Below are 13,713 nucleotides of genomic sequence, written 5' to 3'. Positions count from 1 at the left end.
GTAGGGGTAGTTATGACAAAGATTTTACTAGTAGAAGACGACAAAAGCCTGCGCGAGATTTACGGCGTCAGGTTACTAGCTGAGGGCTACGACATCGTTTCGGCGGGCGACGGTGAAGAGGCCTTGGCTATGGCTATCAAAGAACGCCCGGCCTTGATCGTCAGTGACGTGATGATGCCCAAGATTTCTGGCTTTGACATGCTGGATATCTTGCGCTCGACCACCGAGACACGCGACGTGAAAGTCATCATGATGACCGCACTCTCATCCGAGGACCAGCGGCAACGCGGCGAAGCCCTCGGCGCTGATCGCTACCTCGTCAAGTCGCAAGTCGGCATCGAGGACGTGGTGCGCACGGTCCACGAAGTACTCGGCGACGCGCCAGAACCGACTCCTGCACCCGAGCCGGCCGCAGAACCCGTAGCAGCAGCTGGCGCGCCAACCACCCAGCAAGACGCTCCGGCAGTCACCTTACCATCACCGACAGAGATAGCAGCTGCCGACGCGCAGGCTCGACAGTTTTTAGATGAAATTTCTGCCGTCCCCGCCGAGCAGCGCACAGTCCTCGAAAGCGATAAATTCGCTGGACCAATCGCCACACAAGTTGTCACCCCAGCACCGACTGCACCGATGGCCCCGCTAACTCAGGATGGCTCAGCTACCACGCCCACTCAAGCTAATCCAGATAATTCGACCCCTCCAGCAACTGACCCGGCGCCGTTCGTCTTGCCGAGCGCCGCGCCGACGCCGGCAGCTCCATCCGCATCGACTGAGCAAACCGCCGAGCCGGCCACCACAGAACCAGTGACACCAACCGACCCAGCGCCAACTCCAGCACCCGAGGTAGAGCAACCTCCGGTCTCTGGGCCAGCACCGACCACCCCGGCCGACGCCCTGCCAGAGCCAACAGCGCCAGTCTCATCACCATCGCCACAGCCGACCAGCCACGGTGGTGAGCGGGTGATCCAGCCGCTGAGCCAAGAGCCACAGCCGGACATGTCCAAGATGATGGAGCAGGAGCTCAGCGACCAGCTCGAGTCTATACAGGCCTCGCCGCAGCCAACGCCAGATTCAGACGACTTCACGCTACCAACGTCTGATGCCATGGCGGGGCCGCACGGCGACCTGACGCTTGATGCACTCGAGCCGCTACCGACGCCAGCCGATGACCAGCCGCTTGATGCCGGTACCGCAATCAATGCCGAGCTCGCCAACGCGGCATCATCACAGCCACAAGATGACGATACACCATTCGTCCTGCCCACCCCGGCACCGATGCCAACTGATCCAACCTCGACCCCAACGCCTGAGCCAGAGCAGACCTCGACCCCTAAAGGAGAGCCATCCCCCGCGACAGAGCCAGCACAGCCAACAGCCCCCCAGCCGCCGACCAACGCCTTTCCGCCGCAGCCACCAGTAGCCTCCTAGTATGACTACACCAACGCAAGCATCCGATTCTGCCGATTCATCCGCCCAGCGCCTCAACAAATTCGTGGCGCTGGCACTTGGCGTGTCGCGCCGTCAGGCTGACGAACTGATCGAGCAGGGCACGGTCACCGTGAACGACCAGCCCGCCAAGCTCGGTCAGCGCATCACCACCACCGACATCGTTCGCCACGGCAATAAACGACTCACCGCCCAAACCCACCAACTCATCCTCCTCCATAAACCCATCGGCTACCTCTGTTCGCGCGCCTCGCAGGGCGGCGTACCGACCATTTACGAATTATTGCCAAAAAACCTTCATCACCTCAAGCCCGTCGGTCGCCTGGACAAAGATAGCTCAGGACTGATTCTCCTCACCAACGACGGCGACTTTGCCCATCAGATGACGCACCCGTCGTTTTATAAAATGAAGCGCTATCTGGTGACACTCGACCAGCCACTCCAGCCGCTCCACCGACAAATGATCAATGACTTTGGCGTGCAACTACCTGACGGGCCCAGCCGCTTGACGCTGGAGCGCCAGCACGACGGCGACGACCACCGCTGGATCGTCCAGATGAGCGAAGGCCGCAACCGCCAAATCCGCCGCACCTTCGCCGCCCTTGGCTACACTGTCACCAAACTCCACCGAACAGATTTTGGTAGTTACACCCTCGGTGACATCAAACGCGGGGAATTTACCGAAGGTCCACTGACTAACTAGGCCTCCTCAGGTGCCAAAAAACGCATATTATATCACATTTTTGACAAAATCCATTGACATTTTATTCTATTAGTGATATATATCAGCTTTCAGCTCAAAGTTTTCGATAAAGAGCGGGAAGTCGCCCTTTAGCTTTGAGCTTTTTCTTCTACCGAAAGGAAAGATTGTGAATCAGTTTGCGCCGATGATCATTATGATCGCGATCCTCCTTGTGGGGGCGACCATCGCGGCAACGGCCGCGGTCTGCACCGTCACCGACGAATTGAGATTCCGGGGAGCGGGGATCCTCTTTTGGTTCGCAGCCACACTATTCCCGCTACTCCTCGCCACCTGGGCAAGAGGATGGGGATTCATCATTGCGATGACGATCTACATCGTCATCGTGATCGCCCCTGCGGGGGTGATCACGATGCTGAGTCTCTTCGACATCAAGAGAAAGGAGGCTTCAAAGAGATAGGGCTAACGCCCACCGAAAATAGCTCACCGAACTGACCTCAAACTGGTTGAGATGCATCATTTGCATTTCCTGGGTTGAGACATATCCAGTTCTGGTTTGAGCTCATTCGGTGGGCTATTTTCATTGCCTTTCGCCAAAACCCCACGCCCCTATTACGCACGTCTGCAGATTACCCACGGCCACCAGTAAGCGTAGGGAATTCTAACGAATTAGTTTGCTATAGCCTCACACAAATTGTATAATCTAATATCATAAATACAGAGCGTACAAAGGAGTAGTCGTGAGCAATACATCAGAATTTCCAAATAGTGGCAACGAATCATTATGGCAAAAAGCGGGAGCAGTACTTGGTGCTGTGGCCACCACTGCACTATTTATGTCAGGATGCTGCGCACCAAAAGAAAAGACGGAAGTAACCAGTACAGCACAAGAGCAGGAAAGCCCTGCGGCTGACACGAAGACAGATTCAAGAGGCAACCCCGATCTTGATTGGAAGATTGTTGATAAAGGCTGTGCTGGTGGCGACGACTGCGAGGAAGGGGAATTGAGTGCTTACTCACATATAGCAAAAGCCTGCAATGGACCTACGCTGTTGTATCGATATTACAACGCTAATTCAAGAACAGGCAGCATCACCGCCATCCCTAACAGCCCTGAATGCGGTTACACCCCGCCAACACCAACTAGTCCTGTACCAAGCATTGAAGCGACAACCACCCCAACAAATAGTAATTAAGCCTCATAACGCTCATCCTCGCCAAAACCCCACACCTCTGGTATAATAGGCGTAATTATGTCTCATACATTACCTACCGTCGCCATCATCGGCCAAGCTAACGTTGGCAAAAGTTCGCTATTCAACCGCTTGACGCGCGCCCGCACCGCCATCGTTGCCCGCGAAGCCGGCACCACCCGCGACAACGTTGTTGGCAAAGTCTCATACAAACGCCGCGTCTCATCTCCTGAGAAGACTGCGATAAGCGCCACACCTCCTGCGCTGGAGCCTGGCGCGAACACAACCGCCAGCCTCTCCGACAAGTCGATAGCTCTGCGGACGGCGTTGCCGGATGCATTCGACGCGGAGGAGACGGCTGGCGGGCGCGCTGCAGCAGACACGCACGCCGAATTCTGGCTCATCGACACCGCCGGCCTCAAACCCACCGAAGACGAATTTGAAGCCACCATCCAAGACCAAATCGCTGATGCCTCCGCCGCTGCCGACGTCATTCTCGTCATGGTCGATTCCACCGTCTATCCATCAGACGCCGACCGTCAACTGGCCAAAAAAGCCCTCAAAAGCGGCAAGCCCGTCCTCCTCGTCGCCAACAAAGCCGACCTCAAAGGCTCGCTCCACACCGACGAATTCAAGCGTCTCGGCATCAAAACCATCATCAAAACCTCCGCCGAACACAACATCGGCATCTCTGAGCTGCTCGACAACATCGCCGATCTCATTCCGCCAGCCACTCAAACCGAAGCTGACGACATCATTCGCGTCGCCCTCATCGGCCGGCCAAATGTCGGCAAAAGCAACCTATTCAACACCCTAGCGGGCAAGCAGCAAGCCATCGTCGCCAACGTCGCCGGCACCACCCGCGACGTCAACCGCGTCCAAGTCCGCTACCACGGCCAGACCATCGAACTACTGGACACCGCCGGCATCCGCCGCCAGGGCAAACAAGAAACCGGCATCGAAAAGTTCTCCGTCCTACGCACTATGCAGGCCATCAACGAAGCCGACATCTGCTTCCTCTTGATGGACGTCAACGAATTGAACGTTGGACTTGATCAGCGCCTAGCCGGCATCATCGACGAAGCAGGCAAGGGGCTAGTCCTGGTCGTCAGCAAATGGGACTCCGTCGAAGGCAAAGATGCCTACACTCACGACAAACTAGCACCGCAAATCAGCTATCATTTCAAATTCACCCCCTACGCACCGCTGATTTTCACTTCATCAGTCACTGGGCAGAATGTCGCCAAATTGTTCGACCTCGCCCTCGATATCCACACTCGCCGCCGCCAAGAATGCAAGACCCGCGTCCTCAACGACCTCTTGCAAAAAGCCGTCGCCGCTCATCCGCCAGCCGGCCTAAAGAACTCGCATCCAAAGCTCCGCTACATCGTCCAGACCGACACGGCCCCGCCATGGTTCGTCATCTACGGCAGCAACCTCAAATTCGTCCACTGGAGCTATAAACGCTACCTCGAACGCACCCTGCGTGAAGCCTTCAACTTCGCCGGCACGCCCATTAAACTATCTTTCCGCGACGAAAAGCAACTGAAAGCCAACCGCGAACGCGTCGCTCGCGGCCTGGCACCAGTTACCAAAGCCTACAAACAAGCTAAAAACGCTGAAAAATAGCTATTATGCCACATTTCTACCTCAATTTCATTGACATTTTATTCTATTAGTGATATATAACAGGTATGGAGCAAATTTCACGCAAGGCTATTGAGGACTACCGCGATGACCAAGAAGAACTTAAGGCTTGGCGCATCGCCGAACGGCGCAGACAGGAGGAAGCTTTCCTGCAGCGTGTCAGAGGTGAGGCCGCCGAGCTCGGACGCCAACTGGAGCCGACCCCTAAGTGGATGCAAGCAATCGCGCAGCTCCGCCGCCGGGTGATACAAACCCTTGCTGAGGGAGGCTCCAAAGAAGAGACAACTATATCTGCATCAATCTCCCTGTCCGACATGCCATGGCGGTGGCGGCGAAAGTGGAGCCGTCTTGCAGACGGATGCGGATTATACCAGGAACCGGTCAACACCCCTTAGAATTAGCAAGAGGTCTCTTGGAGGGAGGCCTAAGACATTGTCTGGAAACTATCCTGCCCGTAGCGCATGCAAACTGCTACAAGACAAAGGACACAGGATGGGTACTCATTGTAGCCTTTTGGCCCCCGAAAGACTAGCCTCCCGCGAACCTCTGTCAGCTCTGCTTGTCATGTTCGCTCCATGAATGCGTGTCTATGCTGATGAGTCGGAAACGACGAAAGCGAACTCGATACAGAAAATACCGTAAATCTAGGCCGGCATTTAAGCGAGCGGGGGCGGCCAATACATGTCTATATCTCTCGATAATCCGCCTCGGTGGCAACTCGCATAATTTTTTGGACAGCCTCAATCATAGGGGCAACTGTCTCAATCTTTGGTTCAAACCGATCTAACTCACGTAGGTTTACCCACCGATACTCAGAATACTCATCATTGAGCGTAATTTCACCGCCAATAAACCGGGCATAATAGTGCGGCAGCACCATGGCCTGTCCATTAGTTTTGACAAAATATTCATTAACACTGATACTCGTTACCACCGCAATTTTAGCAGCCGAGCCAATTTCCTCATTTTTCTCCCGCCGAAGACCATTCACCAGGCCACCATCCGTCGACTCCAACTTACCGCCAATAAACGAGAACACGCCATCATAATCAGCCTCCCCGCGGCGCCTAGCGAGCAGCACAGCAGAGCCGTCTTGATTGAATAGCACTATTTTTTGACAGTACTGAAACAATGTTGTATCCATATATCACCTTTCTCGCCTTACACTTCCTAGAGTCATCATACCATAGGTACGGGTAGATCCTACAGCCACCCAGATAACGACTGGGATACGGGGGGTAGCGCTCAGTTGCGACGGGGGGGCAGGGCCGCCCGCCGAAAATAGTTCGCCGACTGGGCTCAAACTGGTTGAGATGCATTACTTGCATTTCCTGGGTTGAGATATATCCAGTTCTGGTTTGAGCTCGTTCGGTGGGCTATTTTCATTAATGTATTATACTGGATATATGGGTGATCCAACCATGCAACAATTATGCCACCTCTTCAGCAAGCTTCGCGAGGAGAACAAGACAAGCTTTGCCGAACTTAACCGAAAAATTGACAACATCTACACCACCCTCGACCGTCAAGCCGGCATATTCGACACTAACCAAACCGAGCATCTGGCACTTTCGAAACAAGTTGATCGTCATGACGATTGGATTGAACGCGCCACACTGGAAATCGGTGTAGCGTATACAGTGAAGGGATAGGAGTTCTATGCGCGTCGGCACCTTCAACGTTCTAGCGGATAAATATATTCACTACGGAGATTCACTGCCGCCCGACTTTAAACTTCAAGCACCTGGCAGTCGAATTGAGCCACTACAGACACTTATTAACTCTCTCGGCGTCGATGTCCTTGCACTCCAAGAGGTTGATGATGTACTCGCCAAGTCAATCAATCGGGATGGAGCATGGCAAACCTTTTGGCGACAAAAGGACAATAACAAGCCGGATGGCTGCCTAACCTTGGTACACCCCGATATTACTGTCGATTCATCTGAGATGCTTGCGTTTGGTGATAAGTCTGGTCATGTCGCGCAAATTATACAACTTGGTGGTATCGCCGTCGTTAATACTCACCTTAAGTGGTCGCCGACTGATGACCCGCAGCATAAAGGCCTCGGACAGGCACGTGAGCTTCTCGAGCATCTCGGTGAACAGCCCGCGATTATCCTGGCTGATTGCAATGATCAACCGGGCGGGCCAGTCCGACGGCGCCTTACGGAGGCAGGTTTTGGCGACCTAGTTGGGAAAATGCCGACTGCCTGGATTAGCGGCGAGGCTGTTTCAATTGATATGATCGCTCTTAGAGGGGCCGCCGGATACCTAGTACCGACACTATATTCCCCAGCCAAGCCAAACCACCAGGTGCCGTCTGACCATATTCCAGTTCTCGCTGATGTAGAGTGGCCCTAGTCGTCCAAGCGACGAAGTAACTCGCCAACCCACCCGTTTTGCGCTACAATATTTCTATGAATCTCCATAACACCCTCACTCGCCGTAAAGACAAACTGACGCCGCTCGACGGGCAGACGGTTCGCATGTACACCTGTGGGCTGACGGTGTATTCACAGCCGCACATTGGCAATTGGGTCGGCTATATTTACTGGGATGTATTGGTGCGGTTACTGCGCTGGCAGGACATCTCGGTTATTCGCACGCAAAATATCACCGACGTTGGACACTTGACCAGCGATGATGATAATGGCGAGGACAAGATGGAGAAGGGGGCGCGCCGCGAGGGTAAAACCGCTTGGGACGTGGCCGAGCAGTACATCGCTATCGCCGACCACGAAGCCTACGAGGTGCTGAAACTGGTACGGCCCGACCACTTAGTCCGGGCAACGGACTATATCCAGCAGCAAATTAACTTTGCCAAGGGGCTAGACGAGAAGGGATTTTTGTACAAGATTGACGGCGACGGTATGTATTTTGATACGTCGCGGCTGCCGGATTATGGCAAACTCGCGCGGCTGGACATAGCCGGACTAGAAGCCGGCGCGCGAGTCAGCGTCGAGGGCAAGCGCAACATCACCGACTTCGCTGTCTGGAAATTTTCACCGACAGACGCCAAGCGCGACATGGAGTGGAATAGTCCATGGGGCGTCGGTTTTCCGGGCTGGCATTTAGAGTGTTCGACGATCGCTCGGGAGACGCTAGGTGATACAATCGACATTCACACCGGCGGCATCGACCACATTCCGGTACATCACACCAACGAGATTGCTCAGAGCGAGAGTCTGACTGGGCAGCAATTTGCTCAAATTTGGCTGCACAATAACCACATCAAGGTAGATGGCCGCAAGATGAGTAAGTCGCTCGGCAACATCATCACTCTCAGTGACATCACGGCGCGCGGTTTTAGTCCGATGGCCTTTAAGCTGGCAATCCTCAGCAAGCATTACCAAACCGAGGGCAATTTCACCTGGGAAATTTTGGAGGCAGCCCAGGCGCGGCTGGACCATTGGCGCGGCTATGCGGCGCTGCGACACCAGACGCACGACACGCTGGATGATGACGACGAGAAAGATGAGCGGGAGGGCACGGTGTCACTATTGGCAGCGCGGCAGGCGCTTGTTGAAAAGTTGAATGATAATTTGGATACACCAGGAGCCGTGGCGCTGATCGACGAGGCCTTTTCACGGCTGGATCATGCGCCGTTGGAGAAAATTCACCGCGGTGGTTTATTGCAGCTACTCGAGGCGGTCGACGAGGTGCTGGGCCTAGGGCTGATGGACGGCACGCCAGACATTGATGATGAAGCGAAGCGGCTTATCCTTGAGCGTCGGCAGGCTCGCCGCGCCAAGAACTGGCAAGCTGCCGACGATATTCGCGCTCAACTCGACGAAAAGGGCATCGCGCTACGCGACACCCCATCTGGTCAAGTTTGGTCGTACCGATAATCCCGATAATCTCTCGGCCGCTTACTCAGCTGGCTTCCTTGGCGGCTTTTTTGAGCGCCTTTTTTAGCGGCGAGCGGCGAGGCGGCGCCTGCGGCTCGCGATTATGCGCCAGATAATCATCCATCAGCACCTTGAGCGACCCAGCGATCGGGATAGCCACCACACCACCAACTAGGCCGCCAACATACAGCCCCACCGTCACCGCCACCAAGATCGCCAGCGCCGACAGCTCGACTTTCTTGCCCTGAATGACTGGCGCGATAAAATTATTCTCAATCTGCTGGTAGATCACGAAATAGATGAGATAGATGACGCCCGCCGACACACTATTGAGCATCAGCATCAGTCCCACCACCACACCGGCGATCGTTGCCCCAAACATCGGGATCAGGCTGAGTAGGAACACCAGCAGAATCGTCGGCATCGCCAAGTTGGCCGCGATCTCCGGAATGAACCAGCTCATGCCAAACACAAACGCCCCGGCGCACAGCGAGCCGATCCCTGACACCGTCAGCTGCCCGACGATGTAGCCAGTCACCACGTTATAAATCTTGCCAACCAGCACCTTGTGATGGTCGCGCCGCTGCTCATCCCGATACAGCCGCCACAGCCGCTCCATCCATTCCTGACCCTCCAGCAGCATCAAGAACGTTAGCACCAGCACCAGAAAGGCCGATGCCAAAAATGATGCCAGCGAGCCAATACTACCGAGAATATTCGCGCCGAAACTCGCCGCCCAACTGGATGCCTGGCCGCGGATATTATTCATCAGCGAATCAATTTGCGGCTGCAGACCATTCTGCTCGACAAAGCCCTTCAGCCCGTGCCACTGCTCGTTAACACCATTAACGAGGCTAGGCAGCGTCTCGGCAAACTTAGCCGATTGTTGCACCAGCGGTGGCACCACAAACCAAATCACACTAGTCAAGATAATGATCAGCAGCATAAACGCCAACGCCGTCCCGCCCAGCCGACTCTTGCCAGGTAGCCACGACGCCAACTTACGCACCGGCGCGTTCAATGCCAGCGCCAGAAACAACGCCGTCCCGAGCACCATCAGCGCATCCCGCGCCGAATAAATCATCAGCCCCGCCAGCCCAAAGCCAATCACCACCAGCCAAAACCGCACAAATGTTTTGGTGTCTATTTCAATGCGTACTTTCATACTTAAACTTTATCAGCTTTTCGCTTCATCCGCAACGCCGACAGAGATAGCTTGCTGTCATAGGACATCGCACCGTAGCGGAAAATCCGCACCGCCAGCATCATGATCAGTACCGCAGACACCACCAAGACCGCTACGCCGATCAAGGCCTCAATGAGCGACAAATTGCCGACCGTATTCCTAATCATCAACGGAATTGGTGCCGTAAGCGGGAAGTATGACATAACCATTGAGAAGGTTGACTCTGGGTATGAAACGAATACTGACGCGGCATACAGCGGCCCAAACAGCAGTATCATCACCAGGCCAACCCACGAACTCGCCTCCTTGGCGGTCGGCATCATTGCCCCCATAGCTACCAACAGACCAGTCAACATGGTAAAGCTCGCACCAAACAGCGCAGCGGCAACAGCGATTCTCGTCGGATCAAACACAATTTGCGATAGATCAAAGTTAGACAAGTGCAGCTGCGAACCAAATCCAAAATAGCCAATCAACACCGGCACAACGATAACCATCCCCTGAATCAGCGATAGAGCGATCAACGCCCAAATCTTGCCGATAATCAACGTCCTGGCCTGCACCGTTGTCAGCAACATCTCCACAGTGCGATTTTCTTTCTCCTCGACAGTACTCGTCAGCATCTGATTACTAAAGAAGGCAACGAGCATATAAAACAGCACCAGGAAGAACCCTGGCACGATCATCTCGTTCACACCGCCGCTTTCTTTACCGTCTTTATAGGTCTTGAGTGACGAATTAATTTTCTGCTTGATCACTGCCGCTTCCGATCCGGTGACCCTACTATCAACCGACTGATTCAGTAGTGTGCGGACAACTGCCTCGTACTTATTGTTCTCAAAAACCCCCGTATCTTGGCCGTATATCCTGATCGTGTCCTTCTCAAGATTCTTCGGTATATAGAAATAAGCATCCGTCTGACGGCGTTTAACTTTTTCGATACCTTCAGCTTCGGAGTCAACTGATTGGACTTTCATCACCGCTGCGACTTCCGGCTTGATTAGCTTTGAATGATCTGTCATAGTAATGCTAAATTTTTGTTCTTGAAGCTTATCGGCCGCCTCTTTAGTCGCCTGATTTGACCAAAGAACAATACCGAAAATCAATCCGATCATAACCGGAAAACCCAGCGCTATCAGCCAGAAGGTCGGTTTTTTCAGAGTGCGCAGCACTTCAAATTTGAACACCATTCCCAAATTATGCATCTTACTCATGACGTACCTCCTGCTTCTCGCCGCCATAAACCTTGACGAAAATATCATCCATTGACGCACCGCCGAACTGTTTTTTCACTTCTGCCAGCGTACCGTACGCCGCTGATCGACCGTCTTTTAATAGAATCAGCCGATCACATAGCCGTTCAACCTCTTCCATCTGGTGGGTGACAAATATCACCGTCGCGCCAGCCTTGCGGCGCTCTTCAATGATGTTCATTAGTAGTCGGCGATTAACTGGGTCAAAACCCTTGGTCGGCTCGTCCAAAATAAGCAGTTCTGGGTCACCCATGATGGTCACGCCCAGCTGAATTTTTTGCTGCTGGCCGCCTGATAATTTGTCCAGCCGAGTCTTTGCCTTGTCGCTTAGACCGACTCGCTCCAAGTAGTTCATGGAGAACGTACGAGCTTCTTCCTGGCTCAAACCTTTTAGTCGCCCAAAGTAAATCATGGTGTCGATGACTTTTTCTTTTTTGTACAGGCCACGCTCCTCCGGAAGGTAGCCTAGCTTGACGCTATCCTCAACCGTATACGGTTTGCCATCAACCAGCAGCTCGCCACCCGTCGGCTCGTATAGCCCCAGTAGCGCCCTGAGTGTCGTCGTCTTTCCCGAGCCGTTGCTGCCTAAGAATCCAAACACCTCGCCACGTCGCACCTCAAAACTGAGGTCCTGGATGACCGTTTTGTCACCAAACGCCATCTGAAAATGACGAATCTCGACAATCGGCTGCTGCTGTTTTGCTGTATCTCGTCCCATATATCTCCCTTTCTTTCTGCTTATTATACTACCATACCTTGATATAATATACTCATGCGCCTCCTTATCATCGAAGACGAACGAAAGATTGCCCGGATCATTGCTGAGGCGCTGCGGCGTGAGCATCATGCCGTGGACGTGACGCATGACGGAGATGAGGGGCTGAATATGGCGATGAGCGAGCCGTACGATCTGTTGGTCGTTGATCGGATGCTACCGGGACGGAGCGGCACGGACATCGTGCAGGATTTACGCGGGCAGGGCAAGGATATGCCGATTCTGCTATTGACGGCACTGGGGACGACTGAGGACAAGACGTTCGGCCTGGACAGCGGCGCTGATGATTATCTCGTCAAGCCCTTCGCCATCGCCGAACTCACCGCCCGCGTGCGAGCGCTCCTTCGCCGCCCGCCGATTCAGCAACCGGACACGCTCCAGATCGCTGATCTCGTGATCGACCAGACAACGCAATCCGTCACTCGCGCCGGCACCTCGATCGACCTGACCAGCAAGGAGTACGCGCTCCTCGAATACCTGGCGCGCCACCCCGGCCAGACGCTTAGCAAAGACACATTGATCGCCCATGTGTGGGATTTTGATGCCGATATTTTACCCAACAACGTCGAGGCCTATATCAAGCAGCTACGCAAGAAAATCGACAAGCCATTTCGCCGGCCACTGATTCACACCGTGCGCGGCTTTGGTTATAAATTGGAGGCTGGCGAGTGAAATTATTTTTCTCAGCAACGCTCAAGCTCGCCGGCTGGTACTTGCTCATTCTGATGACCGTCAGCTTGCTATTTAGCGGCATCATCTTTCAAGTCGCTAGCTCCGAGCTTGACGTCCAGCTGAATAACTGGAGTAAGCATCACAAAACTGATGGTAACACCGAAACCACCATCATCCGCGACCATCCATCAATCTCGACCACCAACCTGCTGATCAGCCTCGGCTATCTCAACCTCATCGTACTGCTTGGCGGCGGTGTGTGTGCCTATATATTGGCCCGACGGACGCTCGAGCCGATCGAGGCAGCACATGACGCCCAGTCGCGCTTTACCGCCAACGCCAGTCATCAGCTGCGCACGCCACTGGCCGTCATCAAAGCTGAGGCCGAGCTGGCATTGTCCGACCAGCGCGCCAGCAAAGCATCGCTTCGCCAGACGCTCCAAAGTACGCTCGAAGAGACCGACCGTTTGACGCAACTGACCGAGACGCTGCTCAAATTGTCGTCTGCCAATCGACAATTAGAAACCACCACCGAGATCTTTGACATCACCGACCTCACCAAAAAGCTGATCACTGAACGCAAGGTCGATGCGCGCACCACGCTAATCACCGACGAGGCCATCACCCTGACCAGCCACCGTCTCATCGTCCGCGAACTCATCGCCATCATCCTCGACAACGCCCTGCGTCACAGCCCGCGTAAGTCTCGCGTCCAGGTTGACATCAAGGCTGTCCATCACCGTATCACTGTCTGTCTGACGAACGATGGCCAAATCGCGGCGCGCGACTTGCCGCATATTTTTGAGCGATTTTTCTCTGGCGATCAGCGAACCGGCGGCTACGGCCTCGGCCTCAGCCTCGCCAAGCAACTGGCCGGCGCCCTCGGTGGCCAACTCACCGCCGCCAGCCGTAAAGGCACGACAACGTTCACCATTTCGCTGCCAAAAACCCTGTAATTCACCTCTGGTGGCGTGACTTTTTTTGACATTTTTA

15 protein-coding genes are annotated in these 13,713 nt (G+C 54.3%); 11 read left to right on the top strand and 4 right to left on the bottom strand.

What is annotated here, in order from left to right; translation table 11 throughout:
* Nucleotides 1-12: 12 nt before the first annotated feature.
* The 6 genes from GWK78_01625 (at nt 13) to GWK78_01600 (ending at nt 5,381) form a co-directional block, all read left to right on the top strand.
* Entirely contained in the window at nt 13-1,428 is a 1,416-nt protein-coding gene (locus GWK78_01625; GenBank protein ID QHU93729.1) for a response regulator, read from the top strand.
* Between the two features lies 1 nt (nt 1,429).
* Complete coding sequence (locus GWK78_01620; protein QHU93728.1) at nt 1,430-2,149, top strand: pseudouridine synthase; 720 nt, start codon at nt 1,430-1,432, stop codon at nt 2,147-2,149.
* 166 nt (nt 2,150-2,315) lie between these two features.
* Complete coding sequence (locus GWK78_01615; GenBank protein QHU93727.1) at nt 2,316-2,606, top strand: hypothetical protein; 291 nt, start codon at nt 2,316-2,318, stop codon at nt 2,604-2,606.
* Between the two features lie 280 nt (nt 2,607-2,886).
* On the top strand, nt 2,887-3,342 hold the full coding sequence (locus GWK78_01610) for a hypothetical protein (GenBank protein QHU93726.1): 456 nt from the start codon (nt 2,887-2,889) through the stop codon (nt 3,340-3,342).
* 57 nt (nt 3,343-3,399) lie between these two features.
* Nucleotides 3,400-4,968, top strand: coding sequence for a ribosome biogenesis GTPase Der (gene der, locus GWK78_01605; protein QHU93725.1), 1,569 nt, complete (start codon nt 3,400-3,402; stop codon nt 4,966-4,968).
* 65 nt (nt 4,969-5,033) lie between these two features.
* A complete protein-coding gene (locus GWK78_01600) occupies nt 5,034-5,381 on the top strand; it encodes a hypothetical protein (protein ID QHU93724.1) in 348 nt (115 codons plus the stop codon).
* 290 nt (nt 5,382-5,671) lie between these two features.
* Here the strand turns inward: GWK78_01600 and GWK78_01595 are convergent, their stop codons facing one another.
* Nucleotides 5,672-6,130, bottom strand: a complete 459-nt coding sequence (locus GWK78_01595; GenBank protein QHU93723.1) for an NUDIX domain-containing protein — start codon at nt 6,128-6,130, stop codon at nt 5,672-5,674.
* A 262-nt stretch (nt 6,131-6,392) separates the two neighbouring features.
* Here GWK78_01595 and GWK78_01590 point away from each other — a divergent pair, with 262 nt between their 5' ends.
* The 3 genes from GWK78_01590 to GWK78_01580 are packed head-to-tail and all read left to right on the top strand — an operon-like array spanning nt 6,393 to nt 8,834.
* Nucleotides 6,393-6,638, top strand: coding sequence for a hypothetical protein (locus GWK78_01590; protein ID QHU93722.1), 246 nt, complete (start codon nt 6,393-6,395; stop codon nt 6,636-6,638).
* 7 nt (nt 6,639-6,645) lie between these two features.
* Nucleotides 6,646-7,347, top strand: a complete 702-nt coding sequence (locus GWK78_01585; GenBank protein ID QHU93721.1) for a hypothetical protein — start codon at nt 6,646-6,648, stop codon at nt 7,345-7,347.
* Between the two features lie 50 nt (nt 7,348-7,397).
* Complete coding sequence (locus GWK78_01580) at nt 7,398-8,834, top strand: cysteine--tRNA ligase (protein QHU94260.1); 1,437 nt, start codon at nt 7,398-7,400, stop codon at nt 8,832-8,834.
* A 25-nt stretch (nt 8,835-8,859) separates the two neighbouring features.
* Here the strand turns inward: GWK78_01580 and GWK78_01575 are convergent, their stop codons facing one another.
* From GWK78_01575 to GWK78_01565, 3 genes are read right to left on the bottom strand one after another with little or no spacing between them, the layout of a single operon-like run.
* On the bottom strand, nt 8,860-9,999 hold the full coding sequence (locus GWK78_01575) for an AI-2E family transporter (GenBank protein QHU93720.1): 1,140 nt from the start codon (nt 9,997-9,999) through the stop codon (nt 8,860-8,862).
* A gap of 2 nt (nt 10,000-10,001) precedes the next feature.
* Nucleotides 10,002-11,234, bottom strand: coding sequence for an ABC transporter permease (locus tag GWK78_01570; protein QHU93719.1), 1,233 nt, complete (start codon nt 11,232-11,234; stop codon nt 10,002-10,004).
* Nucleotides 11,227-11,934 (bottom strand): ATP-binding cassette domain-containing protein, encoded by a 708-nt coding sequence (locus tag GWK78_01565; GenBank protein ID QHU94259.1) that lies wholly within the window; start codon nt 11,932-11,934, stop codon nt 11,227-11,229. Before GWK78_01565 ends, GWK78_01570 begins: the two co-directional genes overlap by 8 nt.
* A 111-nt stretch (nt 11,935-12,045) precedes the next feature.
* Between GWK78_01565 and GWK78_01560 the strand changes: the two genes are divergently transcribed.
* Both GWK78_01560 and GWK78_01555 read left to right on the top strand, forming a co-directional pair.
* Nucleotides 12,046-12,720: a response regulator gene (locus GWK78_01560; GenBank protein QHU93718.1), complete on the top strand. Its 675-nt coding sequence runs from the start codon at nt 12,046-12,048 to the stop codon at nt 12,718-12,720.
* Nucleotides 12,717-13,676 carry a hypothetical protein gene (locus GWK78_01555; protein ID QHU93717.1) on the top strand — a complete coding sequence of 320 codons (960 nt, stop codon included), beginning with the start codon at nt 12,717-12,719 and terminating at the stop codon, nt 13,674-13,676. The genes GWK78_01560 and GWK78_01555 overlap by 4 nt, the downstream gene beginning before the upstream one ends.
* Nucleotides 13,677-13,713 lie beyond the last annotated feature (37 nt).

Source organism: Candidatus Saccharibacteria bacterium oral taxon 488, assembly GCA_010202845.1.
GTDB lineage: Bacteria > Patescibacteriota > Saccharimonadia > Saccharimonadales > Saccharimonadaceae > Nanosynbacter.
The sequence above is the reverse complement of the archived record's forward strand: the minus strand, read 5'-3'. Positions and strand labels throughout refer to the sequence as shown.

What these genes read in the sequence shown, in the direction of transcription:
- GWK78_01625 (QHU93729.1), top strand. Translation starts at nt 13, where the DNA reads ATGACAAAGATTTTACTAGTAGAAGACGACAAAAGCCTGCGCGAGATT.
- GWK78_01620 (QHU93728.1), top strand. Translation starts at nt 1,430, where the DNA reads ATGACTACACCAACGCAAGCATCCGATTCTGCCGATTCATCCGCCCAG.
- der (QHU93725.1), top strand. Translation starts at nt 3,400, where the DNA reads ATGTCTCATACATTACCTACCGTCGCCATCATCGGCCAAGCTAACGTT.
- GWK78_01600 (QHU93724.1), top strand. Translation starts at nt 5,034, where the DNA reads ATGGAGCAAATTTCACGCAAGGCTATTGAGGACTACCGCGATGACCAA.
- GWK78_01595 (QHU93723.1), bottom strand. Translation starts at nt 6,130, where the DNA reads ATGGATACAACATTGTTTCAGTACTGTCAAAAAATAGTGCTATTCAAT.
- GWK78_01590 (QHU93722.1), top strand. Translation starts at nt 6,393, where the DNA reads ATGGGTGATCCAACCATGCAACAATTATGCCACCTCTTCAGCAAGCTT.
- GWK78_01585 (QHU93721.1), top strand. Translation starts at nt 6,646, where the DNA reads ATGCGCGTCGGCACCTTCAACGTTCTAGCGGATAAATATATTCACTAC.
- GWK78_01575 (QHU93720.1), bottom strand. Translation starts at nt 9,999, where the DNA reads ATGAAAGTACGCATTGAAATAGACACCAAAACATTTGTGCGGTTTTGG.
- GWK78_01570 (QHU93719.1), bottom strand. Translation starts at nt 11,234, where the DNA reads ATGAGTAAGATGCATAATTTGGGAATGGTGTTCAAATTTGAAGTGCTG.
- GWK78_01565 (QHU94259.1), bottom strand. Translation starts at nt 11,934, where the DNA reads ATGGCGTTTGGTGACAAAACGGTCATCCAGGACCTCAGTTTTGAGGTG.
- GWK78_01560 (QHU93718.1), top strand. Translation starts at nt 12,046, where the DNA reads ATGCGCCTCCTTATCATCGAAGACGAACGAAAGATTGCCCGGATCATT.